This window comes from Bradyrhizobium sp. WSM2793 (genome assembly GCF_000379585.1).
In the GTDB taxonomy this organism is placed as follows: Bacteria; Pseudomonadota; Alphaproteobacteria; order Rhizobiales; family Xanthobacteraceae; genus Bradyrhizobium.
The window spans coordinates 247,676-267,291 of sequence record NZ_KB902791.1; the positions used below are offsets into that span (position 1 = coordinate 247,676).

Below are 19,616 nucleotides of genomic sequence, written 5' to 3' on the forward strand. Positions count from 1 at the left end.
GGTAATCAGCGAACGGAAAGGCGTCTCAGGCGTTGTGAGGGGGCCGGAAAAGGAACCCACCATGCAGAACATCGCAGAGCATATGGAAGTCATCGGCGCCGACGGCGTCCACGTCGGCACGGTCGATCGCGTCGAAGGCAATCGCATCAAGTTGACTAAGAAGGACAGCGGTGAGGGTAGCCACAAAGGCCATCATCATTTCATCGACAAGGGTCTCGTTGCCGATGTCGAGGGTAACAAGGTGCGGCTCTCTGCCAAGGCGTCGGTCGCCGTGACCATGGAAGAGGAAAAGTAGGGGCGCCTTCTCGCGTTCCCGATTTGTACCGCTATTCGCGCGGTCGCACGTTCCGGTAGCCTCTGTGCCAGTCGCGTCGCGTTAGGTGCAGGGATATGGCGGAGCCGGGCCGGCCAATACGCTCCCAGGGAGTTGCCGGGACGTGGCCGGTCGGCCGTGCGGCACCGGCTGGCGGCTTTGCCCCCGCGGGCTTTGGAGCTTGGCCGGCAATCGTCGAGACGCTGCGGGAATGGGCCCGCGCCGAGGCCGGCGCGGGGCGACTGTTGCCGTGGGTGCCGGTCGCCTTCGGCGGCGGCATCGCCCTTTATTTTGCCGCCGATCATGAGCCAGTGCTGTGGGTCGTTGCCGCGACGGCGATCGCGCTCACGTTTGGCGCGATCCTGTTGCGGCGGAGCCGGCTCTTTGCGCCTGCGATCATGATTGCGGCGGTCGCTTCCGGCTTTGCCGTGGCGACCTGGAAGACGGCGCGCATCGCCCATCCCGTGCTGGCCAAGCCGCTCTATTCGGTGTCGCTGTCGGGTTTCGTCGAGGCCCGCGATATCCGCGAGCGCACCGATCGTTTCGTGCTGCGCGTCACCGCGATGGAGGCGCAGCGCAGCGAGGTCAAGCTGGAGCGCGTCCGGCTGTCGGTGCGCAAGGGCACTGCACCCGAGGTCGGCAGCTTCGTGCAGCTCAAGGCGCGGCTGATGCCGCCGCTTTCGCCGGTGCGTCCCGGCAGCTACGACTTTTCGCGCGACATGTTCTTTCAGGGCATCGGCGCTTCCGGCTTCGTGATGGGCGCGATCACGGCCTCAATCCCGCCCGATGCCGGTGGCCTGCGGCTGCGCTATGCCGCCTTCATGCAAGGCCTGCGCGATACGATCGATGCGCGCATCCGGGCCACGCTCGAGGGCGATAACCGCGCGATCGCGACAGCGCTGCTCACTGGGCGGCGCGATGCGATTTCCACGCCGGTCAACGACGCGATGTTCATCTCGGGGCTCGGGCACGTGCTCTCGATCTCCGGCTATCAGCTAGCGTGAAGCGTCACGAGCAATCAGGAAGTGTCAACATCCACAGATAACAACAGCTTAGCCGGCATCAGCACGTGACTGTCGGCGTCGCGGATGTTCACAATGGGTCATATTCGCGCGTCCCACCTGCTTCCCAAAACTTAAGGCTGCTTCCCATGATTTCGGATAGAGCAAATAAATGGACCGACGCCTCGGTCCGCAAATTGGTGGCGCCGGCGAGCAAGCCAGATTTCATTCACTGGGATCCTGAGCTACCTTCCTTCGGTGTCCGGCTGCGGGGAGGGCGAAGCTCGTTCGTGGTTCAGTACCGGATAGGCCGGAAGCAGCGGCGCGAGAGCCTCGGCGACGTTCGGAAACTGGAACTGAAGGACGCGCGCGAGATCGCTCGGAAGCGGTTTGCGCAGGTCGAGCTCCACATTGACCCAGTTGCCGATCGGGAGCGCCTGGAGGCGGAGCAGGCCGCTGAGGCCAATACCTTCCTGAAGGCGGCGGAAGAGTACCTCGATGCGCGGGTTTCAAAGATGCGGCCCAACACCTACATTGCCGCCAAGCGCTACCTGCTCGACCACTGCCGCCCTCTGCACAAGAAGGGCGTCACGAAAGTGACTTTCGAGGAAGTCGCCGGCTTACTCCGCGACCTGGTTCGTGACCATGGCCCGACCTCGGCGGCACGGGCCCGCGGAACCCTTGGCGCATTCTTCATGTGGGCCATGCGCCAGGCCAAGGTGAAAGCCAATCCGGTCATTGGAACCGAAAACCCGATCGAGGGCAAAGAGCCTCGGGACCGCGTCCTGACCGATGACGAGATCCGGGCCATCTGGTGCCACTGCGGCGAGGATGACTTCGGCCGCATCGTGCGTGTTTTGCTGCTGACAGCCTGTCGTCGCGACGAGATCGGCGCGCTCCGTTGGTCGGAGCTCGACATGGACGCCGGGAAAATCACGTTCCCCAAGGATCGCATCAAGAGCAAGCGGACATTCGTCCTGCCGCTGCCGGAGACGGCTCGGGAGATACTGCGGCATATTCCCCGCCGGCATGGCCGGGAAACCGTGTTTGGAGGTGGCCCCAGCGGGTTTAATGCGTGGAGCTACAACACCCTTCGTCTCAACGCCGCGATCACCACAGCGGCCGGCAAGAGCTTGGCGCCCTGGCGGCTGCACGACCTGCGTCGTACGGTTCGGACCCGTCTCGGCAAGTTAGGCGTGCTCCCGCATATCGCCGAGCTGGTTCTCAATCACGCCGGCCACAAGTCGGGCATCGGCGGAGTTTACGACCATCACACCTATGAGGCGGAGATCGGAGAAGCTTTGCGAAAGTGGGAGGCGCATCTGTTGGCGATCGTCGCTCCGGACGACAACGTGATCCCGCTGCGGCGCGTCGAGGTGTGACATGCTGGCACCGCCTATCGGTTTCATCCCTCTCAAAATTGCACTGGACTTAGTTCGGGCGAAACTTCCGCCGCAGGCTGATGCAGAGCGATCAATCGCAGAAGCCTGCCACGCAGGCAGGCTGAAGGCGGCGTATCGCTCGTGGACCGGTGGCGCGGACGAGATGGATAACCGCATCTGGGAACGCCCGCACTGGCGCTCTTTTTTCGAGAAGGGCGAGGTGGAGCTCATTTTACCCTTGCTCGACGAGTCGAACCGTCCCGACCCATCCGGCTTCACGTCCCGGTGCAATCGAGAGATTTTCATCACCAACGAGAGCCTCACCCCGTTCCTCGCCGCAATTCCACCTCGCCCGTCAGCCGACGCCCCGAAGGCAAGGCGCGGTCCCAAGTCCGGCATACAGGATCGCGTGGTGGCCGAGATGCAGCAAGACGTGATGGTCGGGAAAATCACGGTCGATAGCCTGCGGGCTGAGGCGGAAAAGGAGCTTGTCGCGCGCTATCGCGCCTCGCGTGATACGGTGCGGAAAGCACGGATCGCGGCAATATCTGGAGGCGTGTCGAAACCTCCCGGAAAATAGTCGGCTAACGACAAATAGCGACACTCATGTCCCTCTGAATACTCCCTCGGCATCTTCGATGCTCAGGGAGCGCTTCAGTGACCGACGATCTTGCCTTATCCGACCTTCGGATGCTGTCTTTCGATGAGTGGTGCCGGCTTAACAGCTTCAGCCGCAGCACAGGGCAACGCCTGTTGCGTGATGGCAAGGGCCCCCAGTTTGTACGGATCTCCACTCGTCGCATCGGTGTGACAATCGGCGAAAATCGCCGCTGGCTTGCATCTCGCATGACTGAGACGGCGGCCTGATCATGGGAGCCCGCAAGCCCGAGCTCGCCGAGCCCATTCCCTTCCGTTTTTTCAAGAACCGCCGCAAGGACGTTGTCGCGGTTACCCTGCAGGTCTTTACGCCCGCCGGCAAGGATCCGATCAATGTTGTCGACGTGCGCCTGTTCGCCATGAACAGAGCCGGCGCGAACGTCCCGACGTCGAAGGGCGTCTCCATGTCAGTGAACAGGCTCCCCGACCTTGCGAAGGCTGTCAGCCAGGCGCTTGCCAAGGCGCGAGAGCTCGGACTGCTCGACGGGGGCGATGACGAATGAACGCGCCGGCACCAATCAAAATTCTCACAGCCTGCGCTGAGAAGTACGCCTTGTGCTGCGTGTCGGGCGAGATGGAAATGCAGTGGGCCGTGGATATGCTCCAAAATTTCGCCGAGCAACGTGGCCTCGTCGCCGAGCTTGGACAGGACAAAATCCAGGATGTGATCGCAGCTGCTTTCATCTGGGCGCGATCACTGGCCGCTGCTGACGAAGCCGAAGTCGAGGACCTGCCGTCCGACTATGCGTCGCAGTTGGTCATGCAGTGGGAGCTCGATGACAAAAGGGATCGATGGAAATGGACGGGCGAGTTGCCGCCAGCGCCCGAGGTGATGCCGATCGAGAAGCCGGCCTATCACACGCCGCAATCGACGGTGGACGCCTTCCTGTTCGCCTTGAGCGCCGGCGATCCGGATCGTCTTGCGGTGTGGCTGCGCAATCACGTGGATGATGCACCAGCCTTCGCAAGAATGCTGGAGGCCGCCTGATGCTGCATGTTTCAAATCGGGAGATGGGTCTCCAGGCGCTCAGGGATCTCGGCTTCGATCGCGATGCTGAAGCCCCGGATGACGATCGGCCGCCAGTCGATTCCTTCGACGCGTTCGGTGGCATGCCCGCTGATATGGCTTTTCCGGGCAGTGCACCGGAGACGCGATCTTCCACCGCCTTCCAGCCAATCACGCCCGCCACCTGGAAAGGCACGGTCTCCGTGCCGCAGCGCTGGGTCGCTGAGAACCGCATCCCTTCTGGCGACGTCACAATTCTGTCCGGCAACGGCGGCAGCGGTAAGACGGAGATCGCCACGCAGCTGCTCGTTTCGGTCGCCGCCGGACTTGGGGACTGGCTCGGTTGCGTAATCGAACCCGGCCCCGCGTTGTTCTTGTCTTGCGAGGAGCAGGAGGACAACGTCAGGGACCGCATCGAGCGCATTTGCAAACATCGATGCATCGATCCTTATGGATTGACCGGACTTCATCTCGTTTTTCCTGCCTTGGACGAAACATGGCTCGGCACGGCTGACCCACGGACCGGCAAGATTGCCGCTACGCCTCTGCTGCTCGCCCTGGAGCGCTGGGTCGCGGAGCACAAGCCCCGTTTGGTTGTTGTCGACAACGTGGCTGCAGTATTCGACGGTGAGACTATCGCGCGACGCCAGGTCCGGACTTTCGTCGGGATGTTGCGGAAGATCGCGGTCGCACATGACACCGGGGTTTTGCTGCTCGATCACCCCAGCGTGCGCGGCATGGCCGACGGCACGGGCACCGCTGGCTCGGTCGATTGGCGAAACTCCGCTCGGTCGATGATGTACCTATCCGACCCCGACAAGGACGACGTCGACCAGCGCACGCTGGTGATCAATAAAACCAACCGTGTCCGCGGTGGTGAGAAGGTGACGCTCCGCTGGGAGGGGCTGACCTTCACCACCGCTATGGCAGGCGAGGCCTCACAGTACCGCGCGGCCGCTGACCGTGACGTCGAGGACGTGTTCCTTCGATTGCTCGACAGGCGCAATGCCCAGGGCCGTCCCGTCCACGGCAAAACTGCCAAGGGCAGCGCTCCAGCGGAATTCGTTCTCGACCCCGAAGCCGCCGGCATCACCGCAGAGGCCTTCCGCAAAGCGATGGAGCGCCTGTTCGCCCGCGGATTGATCAGGACCGTCGAGACAGGATCGCCGAGCAAGCGCCGTCAGCATATCGAGCGGGTGTCGGCATGACCTTCCAACGCCCCTACCAACGCTCCTCCGCGCCTTCCAACACCCCTGCCAACTGTGCTGCCAACGTCCCTGCCAACGTGTACCAACGGTACTGCCAACGCCTGTTCTCCAACCCCCCATACCCCCCAGCGTTGGAAACGCCCAACGCCGCTGGGTCGCGGCTAGGCGTTCCCGCCGCTCAAGGAAGGGAAGGGCAGGAAGGACCTCGTTCGACCCATGTGTGTGGTAACGCCCAAACGGCCGCGCTCTGGTCGTGTATTACACAGCCGCTCAGCAGACAGGCTAACCCGTTAGTAACAGTTACCATCAGGCCTGAGCGACGCCACGCGCTTCCCAGGTGCTTCCCGCAATCCCGCCTGACGCTGCGATCCAACCGTAAGCGATTGATCCGGCTCGATTGCCTCTCGTGTGAACCGCTTTGTCCCAATCATGTGGCGCTGATCGGCGAGGGGGTTTCGCGCGCGGGTGCCAACCCAGTCTTTCACTCTGTTGAAGCAGTCCAGGCGCGCGCGAGGCGGCTGATCGCTGGCGAAACGGCTGAACTCGCCGAAAAGCCTGAGCTTCCCGGCAAAAAGAAGGGGGGTGGGGCGGGGGTAGGGGGAAAACGAGACCCCCATGGATATTTCGAGGTCCCCCGTCTTTTTCGCGTCGGCTCCAAAAAACCTGTTGCCCGAAGGTCACGCCAAATTTTGGCGGCTCTCGACGGCACAACCGCCGCGGTGCCGCGATGAGCGAGCAGTTCGAAACCTTCGAAGAGATCGACGAGCAGACCGCGTTTTCGGTCAATGTTGGCTCTCGGACGCCAAGGAAGTGGCGCGCCGGCTTGCTAAGCATCTCTCCAGCCATGGAGCGCGCGAAGGTAGCTCGCGAGCCCAAGCCCTCACCGGCCGCCCCAGACTCACCAGCGCCCGCCGTAAGCCTGCCAGAGGCCGTTCCGGCAAAGACCACGCCAACAGCGGCCCCGATTGTCCGCTCCATGGCCGGCCTAGTCGAGGCGCTGCGCCAGCGCCGGGACGAGCTCGACATCAGCAACGAGACGATCGACAACATCGCCGGCTTTCCGGAGCGCTACACGAGCAAGCTGCTGGCGCCGAGGGCGCCGAGAAACCTGTCCTACCATTCGTTGGGGCAGATCCTGGGGGCCCTCGGCGTGGGGCTTCGGCTCGTCGAGGATCCGGAGCAGGTCGCGCGCGTCAGGAGACGCTGGGAAAAGCGCAAGCCACAGGGTCCACGTTACAAACCGCCGTTGTGCGTAGATGAACGCGATGGCACGGCGCAAACTTCATCCAATCTCGTAAACCTTGAGAAGGCCGATGAGCACGATGCAGTCTTTGACCGCGAAAGTTCCGACAGAGCTGAAGGATCAGATCATGGCGCTGGCGGCGGAGGACCGGCGGAAGCCATCCGATTGGGTGCGCCTTCGCCTGGAGGAGGCGGTGGCGAAGAGCCGCACGGCGCCAACGACGGAAGCAGCGTGAGGTGACCATGCTTGAGACGAGTAGGACGAAGGCCGAGAGCGGCTCCGAAACGGTCGCTGCCAAACTGGCAGGCGCGATTGAGGTGCTCGCGGCGCTTGAGAGCGAGCAAGCCGATCTGGCTCTCGCCGCCGTGCAGCGTCAGTTCGGCGCGGCCGAGAAGCTGACGGCGCATCGCGGCAAGGTCGCCGCAGCGAAGACCGCGGTGGAGGAGCTGCAGGCCGCACAGGTTCGAGCTCAGGAGATCGAGCGTATGGGCGCATCGGCGCGCATCATCGAGCTGCGCAATTCGGATATCGACGACCTGCTCGTCGGTATCAGCACGATCGATTGCTGCGAGGGCTGCTCCACGAACGAATGCGTGATCGGGCCCGGGGTGGGGCGGTGCTGCCATCCGAACAAGGGTGGCTTGCCGCCGGCCTTCATGAACGACGAAACGCTGCGCCGCTTCCAGCAAGCCGCGCGTGCGGAAATCGTGGCACTTGAGCGCGGTGACGCCGACGAAGACGACGACAGCGACGAAGAGGAGGCGGGTGATGCCGAGCAATGACGGATCCGGTTCAGCGACAGTGGGCGAGTTGCTGTTTGCGCAGCACGAGGCTGCAAACGCCGCCGCGGTGGCAGCCATTGCAAAAGATGCTCCCCCGGAGCTTGTGATCCCGACGGATGTCGGCGAGGCCGAGGCGCGGCTGAGTGCAGTGAAGGCCGATCCGAAGTGGCGAGACGAATATCTGGCCGGCAATCAGCGCCATGCCAAAGAGCTGCGCGAGCTCCAGGCGGCTGTCGACAAAGCAAAGAACACCAGGGTCGACATGGCGGTCACCGGTCAGTTGTACGACGGAATTCAGCCGAGCGGCCATCTCGCCGCGGTCGGCGGCGCGCAGTATCTCAAGAGCATGGGCCTCGGCGAGGCTGAGGTGAGACAGGGCATCACGGGCGCGCCGGTAAGTGCGGAGGAGCATGCGGCGGCGGTGGCGACGAAGACCCGGCTGCTCGAGAATCCCGATTTTGTCGCGAAGTACATGGGCGGCGACGCGGAAGCCAAGCGCACCATGACCCGGCTCAACATCCTGGTCACCGCGGGCCCGGCGAGGAGCGGGGCATGATGTCCGCGATCGGCTCGGCTCTCGGAAGTACCTTTGGCCTCGGCAACAACCTTGCCGCTCAGGCGAAGGATGAAACTGAGGAACTGCGACGCAAGCGGATCGAGGCTGCGAAAACAGCTGGCTTCAGCCCGGCCGGCCAAGCGCTCGCGATCGACTTCGGTACGATGAGCGTGCCCGGCGCAACTGCCTGAACGAGAGGATTGACCGATGATCGTTGAACACCCCAATCGCACCCATGCAGCGGCTTGCCTCGCAGCCGAGGGCACCAGGCAGCAGGAAGTTGCTGCGGCCATCACGGCCGGCGGCGGAAATGCGACTGTTGCCGCGGCGGTGCGCACCGCGGAGATCAAGTTCTATCGAGCGCTCCGCGACAGCGCGATCGCGAACGGCCAGCAGAGCGCTCAGTTCTATCAGGCGCTGCGTGATCTCGGTACTGGCGGCGCATGACTTTGTGAGAGCTCAGGCTTGGCGTTTCGCCTGGGGAGACTTAACCGCCACTAATTGCGTAGCGCGTACAGCCCCCGCAAGGATAAGGCTGGATCAGTAAACGCCCCCCGAGAGGGACAAGGCTGAAAGGAGAAGGCGGCCCCCCGATGAGGATAAGGCCGAGGCGAACGGCGATCAGGAATGGCGCCGTCGAGATTCATCGGCCAACCATGCTTATTCGGAACACCAAGTTTGCAGCGTCGATTCTGGCGCTGCTCCTGATATCCACCTTCGTCGCAGCCGCGCAGGTCCCGAACTACACGCTGCCACAGAACACGGTGGTTGGCCGCCTCAGCAACGGATCAGGCCCAGCACAGGCGATTCCGTTCTCCACTTTCCTGTCGACTGTGGCGACACCATGCTCCACCTCGGCGCGGGGGCTTGTCCCGGCCACGGGCGGTGGAACTGCAAACTTCCTCCGGTCCGATTGCACATTCGCGGCTCCGCCGGCACCGACCGTCGGCAACAATCAGATCTTGGCTAATATTTCTGGATCGAGCGCGGCAGCCTCGGGCACCAATCCGAGCAACCTCTGGGACTCATTCTGCTCGAGCTCGGCTGGCCGGTTTTGGGTCCGGATGTCGAGCGCTTGGGGATGCACCACACTCGGCTATGCCAACCCGGTCTGGTGGGGCGCTGATCCGACAGGGGCCTCAGATTCCGTTTCGGCGTTCAATAGCGCGATCGCAACGGGCCTGCCGATCAAGTGGCCGAGCGGAAAGTTCAAGATCAACTCGGCCATCACGGTGACCTTGCCGAATGCTGCGGCCTGCTTCTGCATGGAAGGTGCCGGCTCGAACATCACGACACTCTACTGGCCGAACGCAAGCGGCGGCATCACCGTCACTGCCGCCAACCTCAAGAACAATTTCAGCATCCACGATCTGACCCTTACGACGTCGCAGGTCGGCAGCGGCAGCGCGCTTCACATGATCGGACCCGGCTGCAATAACGGCTGCGAGTGGCAATCCGACATCACCAACGTCACGATCCAGGGCGATGACTTCTCGACTTCATCGAGCCAGTATTGGACGACTGCGATTTGGCTGTTCAACTGGGGCGGGATCTACGTCAACAACGTGACGACGAACGGTCCTCATGGGGCGCCTGGAAGTGCTGGAGGTGGCACAGGCCTCAGATTTGAAGGAGACGGCGGATCGTCGTCCTACGCCGTAATCCTCAATGTTCAGGCGTCGAACTTCAATTTTCACAATGTCGGGATGTTCCTTGGCTCATATTGGCAGGGCATCACGATTAACCAAACAAATTTCAACGGAGCAGAGGGGGCGGCCTGTCTCCAGCAGGGTGGCGCGGCCGCCGGCACCCTGGTCCTTCTGACCGTTACGAATAGCCAGTTCAACTGCGCAGGGCATCAGATCGACTTGCAGACTGCTGTTCTGTCGCCGACGTTCACAGGCAACACGATCACAGTCTACGGCAACAACAATATCGGCATTTCCGCGCAGCAATCTGGCGGCACCGGGCTGATCGCCATCGGAAACATCTTCAACAACATGGCGTCATTTACAGGCAACTATGGCATTGTGTGGAACGGGACCACGGGTACCGTTGTCGGAAACGCATTCCACAACATCGCGAACGGGACGAATTTGCTGGCGAATTCGACGCTGAACACAGTCGCGCTGAATTCATATAACGGTGTCACGACCAAGATAATCAACAGTGGCACCAACAACAGCGTCGGCACGGCCGCGGCTGGTAACATGACGGGAGTCGTGCCATGAAGCTCTGCTGCTGGTCGCATCGAGCGGAGGATGAGCATTTGCTGGTCTTGAATGCAGTCTGAAAGGCTGTTACGGCAGAGGTCGTGAAGCAGTGTTCGGAAGTAGTGGAGCTTGCAGCCAGGTGGCGCGTAACGGCGATCGCGCTGACAGTCATTCTGCTTCATGTTGTTGGGCTAGGCCTTCCGTTGGTCAATCAGGAGGGCGCCTTCAATTTGGCGTCCGCATATTTCCGGTTCGGCGACGCTGCACTAATTCGGAATTTTTTTGAGCTTGATGCCAACACACTGACGGTTCCTTTTATAGGAGCGCTTGTATCGGGAGCGCTCCACGTCAGTCCCGATTATGGATGCCGGCTTGTCGCCTTTGGGTGCCTTGGGATTTTTGCGTTTTCGATGCACTCTATCTTGCGGCAGTGGGAGCCGAAGAACGCTCATCTCCTGCTGCTGCTCGTCTTGATCAATCCACTTCTATGGATCTTTGCGGGCAGAGGCACGGCTGACTTTCCGCCGATGGGAATTGCTGTGGCAAGCATCGCGATCTTCTGGAGAGCGAGATCGAATATCACGATAGCGGCAGCGAGCTCTCTGTTTGCGCTCGCGGTCATTATGAAATATCACGCGGCGCTTCTTCTTCCGCTGGTCGCCTTTAGCCCCGAGGAAAATCAGAGCGCCAGGTTTCGCGTGATGCTCCTGGTTGCAGGCGGCGCAGCGGCAACATTTGCGCTGCTCGTGTACAACACGGTAGTGTTTCGCACGTTTGGATTCTGGGTCACTTCCCCCAAATGGCTTTCCGTTCTTCGCGTTGATCCATCAAACATTGGCAACAACATTGTTCGGTACGGTGGCTATCTCGCTCTACTAACAGCGCCACTCTCGATTCAGGCCTGCTTCAGCAGCAGCGCTCTCCCTCGTAGCACAGCGGCGAAAGTGACGATCATTCTCGTCGCATGTGTACTCGGATTTTGGCTTCCCTCATCTAGTGGAGAGATGAACTTTGGCCCACTAGACCGTTGGCTGGGCGATTGGATCTCCGGGGCGTTGCTTTGCGGGTTCTTTGCCGTCTTCGTGATCGGCTTGTCAGGCTCCGCGCGATCATTGCGAAATGTGGGAGTCGCCGCCACGATCGTACTTTTCGTCGCTGTGCTTTCGACAAGCCGCCCAGCGCAACGCTATTTGATCTTGGTATTGCCCTTCTACTACTTGCTTGTGTCGGTCGGTAACATTCGAAGGATATCAATACCTTTAATCCTGCTCTGCGTGATGTTGATCGTATTTGCAGCTGTGGCGCAGATATATTTTGGCGTGATCCCCGGCGCGGATACGCCATTTGGGCCGCAGCGGAATTGGTGAGGCGTCTGGTTTTGGCCGCCGGCACTGGTGCATGACTAACGTCGCGCTCTAGTCGATCTGCTTCAAGGGCCAGCGAGCCACAAACACGGCCGCTGATGTGGGCTAGTTAGTTTTCATCGCGGGGTAGATTGGCGGAAAAGCCGCGAACACCTTATCCTTGATAGCGCAAAGTCTCGCAAATTGATCGTCGGTAATAGACAGAGCATGGAGCTGTGCGGGGTTTTTGGTCCCGGCCCTGGTATAGGTTAGGGTTCGGCCGTACAGATCTCCGCTTACTCGCACACCGTCGATGGAGTTCTTCCTGACCTTCTCGATGGAGTAGGTGTCGTCAGCCTTGTGCGCTACAGCGTGCCGCAGTTCAACAATTTCAGGCAGATCATCCCTTGCTTCCTCTAGCTTTGTAAAATCCACCGCTTTTGCTAGCGACGGGCACTTCTCGACGTTCGCAATGATGGAGTGGATCGCTGCTCTGAGATGATAGACGGAAAAAGCCGCATCCCTTGCGGCCATGTGAATCCACCCTTTCAGCACTTTTAGCTCTGCCATCTCTTTTGCTGGAAACCGCCAACGTCCAGCCGCTAGCGAGGGCCTGTTGCTGTGTATTGCGGTCGCAATAGCCTCACTCCTTGGCTCCATTTCGTCCATGAGCAGCACGGCGTGATGAAATGCTTCGGTGTGCTGCTGCAGATCTAGAAATTTGCACTCAACGTGCCATGCCAGATCACGATCTTCTGGAGGAAATTTAGACAGAATAAAGAGCGGAGCATCCATTCGCCAAAACCCTATTTGGAACGCCCAAGCGGAGGATGAGGTCTTGCGGAGCAAACCCCAAAAATCGCCGCCATGAGTATTGCGAGCATACAGATCGTGGTGCGGCGTCCGATGCGGCTCACTATCGGGCGCACGTGAACCGATCGCCAATAAGCCATCGATACAGAATCGTCCTCGCTATGGCAGCTCTCTCGAGGGAATTTCCGCTTGTAGCGATTCCGGCTCGTCCCAACATGTCGTGCAAATGAAATGCCGCGGTCATGATCGTGATCGTCAATGAGATTTGGACTGGCGCGAGACGGCGACTGTCCCGGTCCTCGACTCAACAACAACTGACGCCATCATCAAGCTTTCAAAACGAGGCAGCCCATCCGCATGATCAAGCTTATCCAGACGCGCGCTTATCGCGCCTTACAAATGGGTGTACCCGGACGAGGATCGGAAACTTGAGTGCCGTTATCACCGATCATCGATCTAGAACAATTCCTTGTTGAACTGCGCCACATAGGCAAATGGGGTCTTTCGAGGTTTTAACCCCTTCCAACCAATATCTGCTGAAATTTTCACGGAGGATTTTGCCGCAGCAACGGCTCCGCCTATTCCCGCCAGGAGAGCGCTCGAAACACCAAGAGCCGTCCCACCAAGATATCCCGCTAAACTGCCAGCAATGACTTCGAAAGGTTTCAAGTCGAATGTGGCTTTCTGATTGGAAAGACGCACCGGAAATTTCCACTCTGACGAAATTTTTAGTGCATCCGCACACGCTGTGTCTATTTGCGCAATCTTCCGCTGCAACTCGGCATGAGAATCTTTAGCTAAGTTGATGGTTTCCACCAGACTGTCAATCTCAGTCCTGAGCGCAAGGAATTCGTCATTACGCTTGAGCTTGAACTCGAGGATTTCATTTAAGGGAACGTCCTTGTCCGGCACTGGAATAGCATTCAGTAGTTCAACCTGAATCCCACCTTCTTTTGCAGCCTCATCGGACCGACTTAGAAGTGCCGCGGAATATTGACACATGTCCCAAACGCCTCGCTTAGCACCGTTAAGTTCTTTGAAAGCTTGTATTTGCGCAGCGATTATGGGCTCGGCATCTTTCATAGTATTTGTGAATGTGTAACGCGGCCTGGATAAGATTTTGACGTCTTCCAAAAACTTTTCGTCAGGGCCACCATCCGCAGAAAGATAGTTACTGTCAGGCCAGACCAATTGATCCCAAAAAAGCAACCCATGCCGTAAATCCTGCGGATCAATCCCACCCGAAAAACTGAAGCTGCCGTCCTTGTGTTGAATAGCCGAAGCAAGAATGAGCCCACGGATTGGGCGACCATAGTGTGGATCGGATTTATGCCGCCGCTTTGCCTCACCCATTTCGATTTCCTTAGTCAGCGTACCGCACAGAATTTCCCTGGCGAACGTCCGGCAACCGGAGGGCGAGCGCAAGGGGGGATGCCGCACGTCAATCAGCCTCATAGCCGAGGCGATGCGGCGTGAGTGCCCATCCGTTCGGCGCTCCCTCTAATCCAGAGATCGTAAGCCGGAACAGAAACATTCTGGTGTAGCCGAAAGCATCCATGTAGTTGGCGCCCCCCCAGATAAAAACAGCTTTTTCCTGCTTCCTTATGGCCTCGAGCTCGCCCGGATTCCAAACAGAATAGTGATTGATCCATGCGCTCGTGTTCGGCGCGACAATGGACCTTCCATTGCGGTCTGACTCGGGCCGCGGTGGCCCAAAGGGAAGCTCGTCAGGATCGAGGACCTGGGGTGGCATGATCCACGTCGTGAAATTGTATCCTGGTGTAGTGCCCCCGTTTTTGAGCTCGACCTGAACGAGGTATCCGGGCTGGTTATCGACGGTCGCGTGAACCATCCCTCCGCCAACCAAGGAGATGTATGCTCGCAACTGTCGCTCGGCATTGCTATCCGCGCCCTTTACCAACCGCCAGGTGGCGTACCAGAGCCCGAAAGTGGCGAACGAGAGAAGCCATTCACCGGGCTTCAATCCGAGTGGCTCTTTCCAGAATTCGCTGTGGTCGGGAAGATAGATGAGCGGTACCGCGGCGAAGATCCACACCGCAATCGCGATCAACGCAATCAGTCCCAGTCTTCCCTCTGGCATCGATATCCCGGCAAGTTTCTGCTTCCAATGCGCTATACGAGCACGATTCGCGAGGGTGGGTTGCGCGCGCAAGCGAATTTCCCCAGGACGTGCCAAAGCGCCCCCGAAATGGGATAGACAAAATTCACCAAATCATGGTGGGATGCTCGCGGAGCCTGAGAACTCCCGAAGCGGTCCCTTGCCGGGGATTGCGCTTCATCCGCGATAGGCGGGCCGTCTGGGCTTGCCGGCCCTATCACCCGCCGAAATATCGACCGCGCCCATTTGCCGTGGGCTGCGACCGGCTCACTATGCCGGGAGTGCCACGGCTATGCAACAGCCCTTCGGGGTAAAGGCCGTGGCGCACGTCTTCGCGGACGTGTTCTCAGTCTCCCGGTGCCAGCCTGCCGCTGGCGCCCGGCCCTGAGAAGTCGGTTCAATCCGCGAGCACCACCATGTCCAACGTCATCACGTTCCCGGGGCGCGATCCCGCGCCGCTGGGCAATCCATCATTCGGAGCCCTGCGTCGGCCGCCCGAGAACATCCGGCCTGTCGATTTCCCCGTCACCGGCCGGCAGAAGGCCGGGCGCGCGCGCAACCGGCTGCGCCACCCCTGCAATAGGGTCTCCCTTGCCGTGACGATCGCCGGGCGGATCCAGCGCGGCGAGGAGATCGGCGATTGGGGGAGCGACCCGATTACCGAACTCCGCAAAGGCGCCGCGGCAGCCCGAGAGGTCGCCGTGGCCCTCGAGATCATTGCCGAGGAGTACGGTCTGGGGGCGCAGCAATGAGCAACGTCGTTGAATTGGTGCCCGACCGCTCAGGGTTCAACATCGAAGAACTGCACGCGCACGCCTTCCGGGACTTGGAAACCTCGCTTCGAGATTGCGTGAGGATGACCGGCATAGCTGCCGAATTGATGTTGAGCGCGGCGATCGAAAACGATCTTTTGCGGTTTGCCGTGTTTCATTCGGCCGAAATGCTGACGCGCTTGGAAAAGGAGTACGATGCGCGGTGGAACAGCGAGTTGCGGGGGCCAGCATGAAGCGCCGTCGCCGAGCACACAGGAAGCGCGACCGGCAGCGGCTCATGACGCACCGCCGACGGCTGATGCGGTAGCTTTAGCCATAACCTCGGCGGCGCTGGTGGGTGCCGCCGGGGCCCAAAAAGCGCCTTGCCAAGTCAACTGCGGGATCCGCTTTCGCAGCCTAAGCATAGGTTGCTCGATTAGTAACGCCGAAAGTGTACCCATCACGAGCGTGACGAAGAACGCAAAAAGGCCCTTGCCCACGAAGCTCAAAGGCAGATCAGACGTTAAGTGCTGTATTGGAAGCGCATAGAGGTAGACGCCATAAGAGATGTCGAGCTTGGGTGCAGTCCACCGGGGCAGCGGGATAGTGTTTAGGATGATACAGACCGGTGCTATCGCCACGAGTGCAAACGTTTCTTTATGGCCGCACCACAGAAGCAACACCGCGATCGACGTGAAGCAGGCAATTGCAATTGTCTTTGTTAGGCACCGTTCCAACAAAGCGATACCGACACCCCCGGCGAAAAGAATTGCGCATGTCAGACTCCGCTCCCCGAGCCAGAGCGGCAATAGTTCCTTCCAAATACCGAAGATTGCAAAGCTGCCAAGAACAACAAAAATGGCGCCGCCGATGGCGCGGGCATCGAACCGGCAAACTAATGCAACGATAGCCAAGTAGACATACAGCTTCGCCTCCTGGGGAAGCGTCCAGAGCGGTGTTAGGACCTCGGTTGTGCCTAAGCTCGATTCGAAAACTCCCGGCAGCTTGTAATCCAATCCGAAGAAGAGCGTCGAATCCCGCCACAAGAACGAAAATGGCGTGTTCCGACCATTGAATCCCAAACCTGGCGGAGCAAAATAGTCGCTCAACGGAAGGGTCGTGACGAAAGCGCCCATCAGGACGCATAAAGAGACGCAAACGATCAGGCCCGGAAAAATTCGAAACGCACGGCTGACAAGGAATTGCACCGGCGAACGCGATCGGACCACGCTTAGGGAGTTCAGGTAACCACTGATCGCAAAGAAGGCGAAAACTGCAAATCCACCCAGCGATCCAACCCAGGGCACGGTAGGCTCATGGAAGCCGCTAATTCCATACTGATGGGACCAAAACACTAGGGAAGCGGCGACGAGCCGCATCAGATCGAAATTCCCGGCCCGTGGATTCATTGCCGCAACCTATTTGAACGAGAAAAGCAACGCAATGTTAGGCGCGGCTTAGCCCTTTCATTGTCACGGGGTATGGAAAGGCGCGGGACAGAAGCCCCGCGCCTCCTCTTAAGAGGCCGCAAAAATCAGGCCGCCGGTTCTGGCCTCTCGTGCTTTTCCATCTTCGTGAGGGCAGCGTCCGCCTCGGCTTCGAACAGGCGCCAGGCTTCCGTTGAATAGCCGTTCTTTTCCGCCAGGAGCATCGCGATTTGGATGACGCTCTCGTGGCGTTTGCTGCCATCCGTGCTCATCGGCCTCTCCTTACTTCGTTGAAGTCTCCGATGAGTAGACGCGAATCCCTCTCTGAAGTTCAAAACGGCGCTGACGGACCGGACCCGCGGGGCGCGGCTTCGGTCCCGCGCTCACCTTGGGGCGCCGGTTCAGCCAGGCGGGCCGGTCTGTTGCCGTGCTCCCCCTAAGCCAGTTTAATGCCTCCAGTCCTAGGGAGGTAGAAATGCACAAACTGATCGGCGTATCGGCGCTTGCAATTGCCTTTGCACTTGCAGGATGTGGAAGAGATCCGGGGCCTAAGGGCGAGCCGGGACCACAGGGTCCTGCCGGCCCGCAAGGCGCCCAGGGAATCCAGGGCGTGCCAGGTCCCCAGGGGCCAGCAGGCGCGCAAGGACCCCAGGGACCGCAGGGACCGAAAGGTGACAAGGGAGACAAGGGGGATCCGGCGTCGGTCAATATCCGGGCGGTGCAGGCCGACGGCGCCGTCAATTGTGACGGTAGCGAAATGCTTGTGTCGGTGTTCTGCCCGAGTGGTGGCAGCGCGGATGGCGGAAAGTGCAGCACTTCGCCGACCGTTGGTCTTTGCCTGAAAAAGTGAAACTGGCCCGCCTGTTCATGCTGGCGGGCCGCCGTGCTAGCCTTGGCCGTGCCTCGCCGATCGTGCGGAACGTCGCGGCACCGGCCGCAGGAACTGTCACGAGGCGGTGCCTGCGGCCGTTTGTTCTGGTACTGCCCAGAAGTGTCCTAATTTCCAGAAGGAACGAATGTTTTCTCTGGCACTTAAGGGGCTGATAGCCGAACGACGGTGTAGCCGTTGCTGAGGCTATGGGCCCGGCCTCCTAGGCACACCGGGCTCACTTTTTTGAGGTCGCCTCAAATCGTCGCCTCGGCTTCAAGAGCCTGACGTAAGTCCCGCTCTCGTGCAGCTCGAGCCAGCCGCGCTCCACCGCGATCTTGATGCCGGCGCCGAACTCCTCGCCGTTGGGCCCTGAGCGTGTAGAGGAACGGCGCGTTGATCTTCTCGATATGGATGCGGCCGTCTTGCACGGGCTCGATGCCCCGTCGTGCTCTCTCGTGAGATTTGACACCAAGTGCTTCCCGCCGCGGAATGTTGGGAAGCAAATGAACATTAAGCTATTGATTATATTGTGTAATAATTATTCTTGACCGATCTCCGGCTATCACATGGCGGTCGTCGCCGGCGTGGTCTTCTTCGCGGTGCGCGCATTGCTGGCCTTGATCCCGGGACTTGCGGCCGGCTTTGCCATCAAGAAATGGTCGGCGGCCGCAGCGCTGGTCGCGGCTGCGTTTTATCTGCTGCTGTCGGGCGCGGAGGTCGCGACGCAGAGATCGTTCTTCATGACGGCGGTGGTGCTGATCGCAGTGATGGTCGATCGCCGCGCCATCACCTTCCGCACGCTCGCAGTGGCGGCGCTGATCGTGCTCGCAGTCGCACCGGAGGCGCTGGTGCATCCGAGTTTTCAGATGTCGTTCGCCGCGACGCTCGGACTTGTTGCGCTGGTGCAGATCGGCATGCCGAACCTGTTTGCGTCCCCCGATCATTCGGCGACAGCGCGGATCGCGCTGTGGGGCGGCCGCGAGATCGCGATGCTGTTCCTGGCCTCGCTGATCGCAGGGCTTGCGACCACGCCCTACGCCGCCTTCCACTTCCACCGCGTCACGCCCTACGGCGTGCTCGCCAACCTCGGCGCGATGCCGGTGGTCTCTGCGCTGGTGATGCCGGCGGGGCTGTTGGGCCTGCTCGCAGCGCCGTTCGGGCTCGACGGCGTGTTCTGGTGGCTGATGGGGATCGGGATCGACTGGATGGTCTCGGTCTCGCGCTGGGTGGCGGCACTGCCGGGCGCGGTCGGCCGCATCCCGGCCTTCGGCATCGCGCCGCTGATCGCAGCGAGCCTGGGGGTCATCGTGATGGGCCTGTTGCGCACGCCCCTGCGCTGGGGCGGTGCCGTGGTGCTGCTGGTTTCCATCGGCTGGGGGCTGTCGGTGCGGCAGCCCGATATCCTGATCGCCGGGGACGGCGCGAACGTCGCGGTGCGGGGCGCGGACGGGCGTTTGCATCTGATCAGGGCAGGCAAGGACAATTTCCTGCTGAAGGAGTGGTTGTCTGCCGACGCCGATCCGCGCGATGCCGGCAGTAGCGCGCTGGCGAGCGGCATATCGTGCGACGAGTCCGGCTGCGTGACACCGCTCGCCGACGGACGGCTGGTCGCGCTGGCCTCGCGCATCGACGCGTTGGCGGACGATTGCAGCCGCGCCACGCTGGTGGTGACGTCGCGGCCCGCGCCGCCGGATTGTGCGGCGATGGTGGTGGATCGGCAGCGGCTCGCTCGCCAGGGCGCGCTGGCATTGACGCAGCGCGGCGACGGCTTTTCGGTTCAGGCGGTGAGGGCGAGCGGCACGAACCGCCCGTGGTCACCGGCCGGTGTCGGCGAAGGTGATTTCGACGGCAGCCTCGTGCCGAAGGCGGCTCCCCGCACCCGCGATGCAACGCCATCGGAGACAGACTTGCAGGCCGACGATTGACGCCA

The 19,616-nt window shown here is 60.7% G+C and carries 21 protein-coding genes and 3 pseudogenes; 18 read left to right on the forward strand and 6 right to left on the reverse strand.

The window, feature by feature from the left end; translation table 11 throughout:
* Positions 1 to 61: 61 nt before the first annotated feature.
* From A3AS_RS0124670 to A3AS_RS0124735, 15 genes and pseudogenes are all read left to right on the forward strand, one after another.
* Positions 62 to 295 carry a DUF2171 domain-containing protein gene (locus tag A3AS_RS0124670; RefSeq protein WP_024341296.1) on the forward strand — a complete coding sequence of 78 codons (234 nt, stop codon included), beginning with the start codon at positions 62 to 64 and terminating at the stop codon, positions 293 to 295.
* Between the two features lie 95 nt (positions 296 to 390).
* A pseudogene (locus A3AS_RS0124675) lies at positions 391 to 1,314 on the forward strand (ComEC/Rec2 family competence protein); the annotation flags it as partial.
* A gap of 149 nt (positions 1,315 to 1,463) precedes the next feature.
* Positions 1,464 to 2,696, forward strand: a complete 1,233-nt coding sequence (locus A3AS_RS0124680) for a site-specific integrase (protein ID WP_018320234.1) — start codon at positions 1,464 to 1,466, stop codon at positions 2,694 to 2,696.
* Between the two features lies 1 nt (position 2,697).
* The gene (locus A3AS_RS0124685) at positions 2,698 to 3,276 is read left to right on the forward strand and encodes a hypothetical protein (protein WP_018320235.1); all 579 of its coding nucleotides are present in this window, start codon (positions 2,698 to 2,700) and stop codon (positions 3,274 to 3,276) included.
* Positions 3,277 to 3,353: 77 nt separating this feature from the next.
* Positions 3,354 to 3,563, forward strand: a complete 210-nt coding sequence (locus tag A3AS_RS45465; protein ID WP_245283270.1) for an AlpA family transcriptional regulator — start codon at positions 3,354 to 3,356, stop codon at positions 3,561 to 3,563.
* Positions 3,564 to 3,565: 2 nt separating this feature from the next.
* On the forward strand, positions 3,566 to 3,856 hold the full coding sequence (locus tag A3AS_RS0124690) for a hypothetical protein (RefSeq protein ID WP_018320236.1): 291 nt from the start codon (positions 3,566 to 3,568) through the stop codon (positions 3,854 to 3,856).
* Positions 3,853 to 4,341, forward strand: a complete 489-nt coding sequence (locus A3AS_RS0124695; RefSeq protein ID WP_157644369.1) for a hypothetical protein — start codon at positions 3,853 to 3,855, stop codon at positions 4,339 to 4,341. Before A3AS_RS0124690 ends, A3AS_RS0124695 begins: the two co-directional genes overlap by 4 nt.
* Positions 4,341 to 5,567, forward strand: a complete 1,227-nt coding sequence (locus A3AS_RS0124700) for an AAA family ATPase (RefSeq protein WP_026202322.1) — start codon at positions 4,341 to 4,343, stop codon at positions 5,565 to 5,567. Before A3AS_RS0124695 ends, A3AS_RS0124700 begins: the two co-directional genes overlap by 1 nt.
* A gap of 727 nt (positions 5,568 to 6,294) precedes the next feature.
* A complete protein-coding gene (locus tag A3AS_RS0124705) occupies positions 6,295 to 7,050 on the forward strand; it encodes a hypothetical protein (RefSeq protein WP_018320239.1) in 756 nt (251 codons plus the stop codon).
* Positions 7,051 to 7,052: 2 nt separating this feature from the next.
* Positions 7,053 to 7,592, forward strand: coding sequence for a hypothetical protein (locus tag A3AS_RS0124710; RefSeq protein ID WP_049814969.1), 540 nt, complete (start codon positions 7,053 to 7,055; stop codon positions 7,590 to 7,592).
* A complete protein-coding gene (locus tag A3AS_RS0124715; RefSeq protein ID WP_157644370.1) occupies positions 7,525 to 8,148 on the forward strand; it encodes a hypothetical protein in 624 nt (207 codons plus the stop codon). The genes A3AS_RS0124710 and A3AS_RS0124715 overlap by 68 nt, the downstream gene beginning before the upstream one ends.
* Positions 8,145 to 8,339 carry a hypothetical protein gene (locus A3AS_RS0124720; RefSeq protein WP_018320242.1) on the forward strand — a complete coding sequence of 65 codons (195 nt, stop codon included), beginning with the start codon at positions 8,145 to 8,147 and terminating at the stop codon, positions 8,337 to 8,339. Before A3AS_RS0124715 ends, A3AS_RS0124720 begins: the two co-directional genes overlap by 4 nt.
* 16 nt (positions 8,340 to 8,355) lie before the next feature.
* Entirely contained in the window at positions 8,356 to 8,595 is a 240-nt protein-coding gene (locus A3AS_RS0124725; RefSeq protein ID WP_018320243.1) for a hypothetical protein, read from the forward strand.
* Positions 8,596 to 8,804: 209 nt separating this feature from the next.
* Positions 8,805 to 10,379, forward strand: a complete 1,575-nt coding sequence (locus A3AS_RS0124730) for a hypothetical protein (RefSeq protein ID WP_157644371.1) — start codon at positions 8,805 to 8,807, stop codon at positions 10,377 to 10,379.
* Between the two features lie 83 nt (positions 10,380 to 10,462).
* Positions 10,463 to 11,728 (forward strand): hypothetical protein, encoded by a 1,266-nt coding sequence (locus A3AS_RS0124735; RefSeq protein ID WP_020508732.1) that lies wholly within the window; start codon positions 10,463 to 10,465, stop codon positions 11,726 to 11,728.
* A gap of 102 nt (positions 11,729 to 11,830) precedes the next feature.
* Here the strand turns inward: A3AS_RS0124735 and A3AS_RS0124740 are convergent, their stop codons facing one another.
* The 3 genes from A3AS_RS0124740 to A3AS_RS0124750 form a co-directional block, all read right to left on the reverse strand.
* Complete coding sequence (locus tag A3AS_RS0124740) at positions 11,831 to 12,649, reverse strand: hypothetical protein (RefSeq protein WP_157644372.1); 819 nt, start codon at positions 12,647 to 12,649, stop codon at positions 11,831 to 11,833.
* A 324-nt stretch (positions 12,650 to 12,973) separates the two neighbouring features.
* The gene (locus A3AS_RS43775; RefSeq protein WP_157644373.1) at positions 12,974 to 13,870 is read right to left on the reverse strand and encodes a DUF6236 family protein; all 897 of its coding nucleotides are present in this window, start codon (positions 13,868 to 13,870) and stop codon (positions 12,974 to 12,976) included.
* Positions 13,871 to 13,958: 88 nt separating this feature from the next.
* Positions 13,959 to 14,690, reverse strand: a complete 732-nt coding sequence (locus A3AS_RS0124750; RefSeq protein ID WP_157644374.1) for a hypothetical protein — start codon at positions 14,688 to 14,690, stop codon at positions 13,959 to 13,961.
* Between the two features lie 362 nt (positions 14,691 to 15,052).
* On the opposite strand from A3AS_RS0124750, the gene A3AS_RS0124755 reads away from it, so the two are divergent.
* Positions 15,053 to 15,388 carry a hypothetical protein gene (locus A3AS_RS0124755; RefSeq protein ID WP_018320249.1) on the forward strand — a complete coding sequence of 112 codons (336 nt, stop codon included), beginning with the start codon at positions 15,053 to 15,055 and terminating at the stop codon, positions 15,386 to 15,388.
* Entirely contained in the window at positions 15,385 to 15,642 is a 258-nt protein-coding gene (locus A3AS_RS0124760; protein ID WP_018320250.1) for a hypothetical protein, read from the forward strand. The genes A3AS_RS0124755 and A3AS_RS0124760 overlap by 4 nt, the downstream gene beginning before the upstream one ends.
* A gap of 42 nt (positions 15,643 to 15,684) precedes the next feature.
* Here the strand turns inward: A3AS_RS0124760 and A3AS_RS0124765 are convergent, their stop codons facing one another.
* The 3 genes and pseudogenes from A3AS_RS0124765 to A3AS_RS49185 form a co-directional block, all read right to left on the reverse strand.
* Positions 15,685 to 16,797: an acyltransferase gene (locus A3AS_RS0124765; protein WP_018320251.1), complete on the reverse strand. Its 1,113-nt coding sequence runs from the start codon at positions 16,795 to 16,797 to the stop codon at positions 15,685 to 15,687.
* 125 nt (positions 16,798 to 16,922) lie between these two features.
* Entirely contained in the window at positions 16,923 to 17,087 is a 165-nt protein-coding gene (locus tag A3AS_RS48470; protein WP_018320252.1) for a hypothetical protein, read from the reverse strand.
* Between the two features lie 834 nt (positions 17,088 to 17,921).
* A pseudogene (locus tag A3AS_RS49185) lies at positions 17,922 to 18,123 on the reverse strand (hypothetical protein).
* 114 nt (positions 18,124 to 18,237) lie between these two features.
* On the opposite strand from A3AS_RS49185, the pseudogene A3AS_RS43780 reads away from it, so the two are divergent.
* Positions 18,238 to 19,611, forward strand: a pseudogene (locus A3AS_RS43780) (ComEC/Rec2 family competence protein); the annotation flags it as partial.
* Positions 19,612 to 19,616 lie beyond the last annotated feature (5 nt).

What these genes read in the sequence shown, in the direction of transcription:
- A3AS_RS0124710 (WP_049814969.1), top strand. Translation starts at nt 7,053, where the DNA reads ATGCTTGAGACGAGTAGGACGAAGGCCGAGAGCGGCTCCGAAACGGTC.
- A3AS_RS0124695 (WP_157644369.1), top strand. Translation starts at nt 3,853, where the DNA reads ATGAACGCGCCGGCACCAATCAAAATTCTCACAGCCTGCGCTGAGAAG.
- A3AS_RS0124700 (WP_026202322.1), top strand. Translation starts at nt 4,341, where the DNA reads ATGCTGCATGTTTCAAATCGGGAGATGGGTCTCCAGGCGCTCAGGGAT.
- A3AS_RS0124765 (WP_018320251.1), bottom strand. Translation starts at nt 16,797, where the DNA reads ATGAATCCACGGGCCGGGAATTTCGATCTGATGCGGCTCGTCGCCGCT.
- A3AS_RS0124725 (WP_018320243.1), top strand. Translation starts at nt 8,356, where the DNA reads ATGATCGTTGAACACCCCAATCGCACCCATGCAGCGGCTTGCCTCGCA.
- A3AS_RS0124730 (WP_157644371.1), top strand. Translation starts at nt 8,805, where the DNA reads ATGCTTATTCGGAACACCAAGTTTGCAGCGTCGATTCTGGCGCTGCTC.
- A3AS_RS0124690 (WP_018320236.1), top strand. Translation starts at nt 3,566, where the DNA reads ATGGGAGCCCGCAAGCCCGAGCTCGCCGAGCCCATTCCCTTCCGTTTT.
- A3AS_RS43775 (WP_157644373.1), bottom strand. Translation starts at nt 13,870, where the DNA reads ATGGGTGAGGCAAAGCGGCGGCATAAATCCGATCCACACTATGGTCGC.
- A3AS_RS0124670 (WP_024341296.1), top strand. Translation starts at nt 62, where the DNA reads ATGCAGAACATCGCAGAGCATATGGAAGTCATCGGCGCCGACGGCGTC.
- A3AS_RS0124755 (WP_018320249.1), top strand. Translation starts at nt 15,053, where the DNA reads ATGTCCAACGTCATCACGTTCCCGGGGCGCGATCCCGCGCCGCTGGGC.
- A3AS_RS0124680 (WP_018320234.1), top strand. Translation starts at nt 1,464, where the DNA reads ATGATTTCGGATAGAGCAAATAAATGGACCGACGCCTCGGTCCGCAAA.
- A3AS_RS0124720 (WP_018320242.1), top strand. Translation starts at nt 8,145, where the DNA reads ATGATGTCCGCGATCGGCTCGGCTCTCGGAAGTACCTTTGGCCTCGGC.
- A3AS_RS0124685 (WP_018320235.1), top strand. Translation starts at nt 2,698, where the DNA reads ATGCTGGCACCGCCTATCGGTTTCATCCCTCTCAAAATTGCACTGGAC.
- A3AS_RS48470 (WP_018320252.1), bottom strand. Translation starts at nt 17,087, where the DNA reads ATGAGCACGGATGGCAGCAAACGCCACGAGAGCGTCATCCAAATCGCG.
- A3AS_RS0124760 (WP_018320250.1), top strand. Translation starts at nt 15,385, where the DNA reads ATGAGCAACGTCGTTGAATTGGTGCCCGACCGCTCAGGGTTCAACATC.
- A3AS_RS0124705 (WP_018320239.1), top strand. Translation starts at nt 6,295, where the DNA reads ATGAGCGAGCAGTTCGAAACCTTCGAAGAGATCGACGAGCAGACCGCG.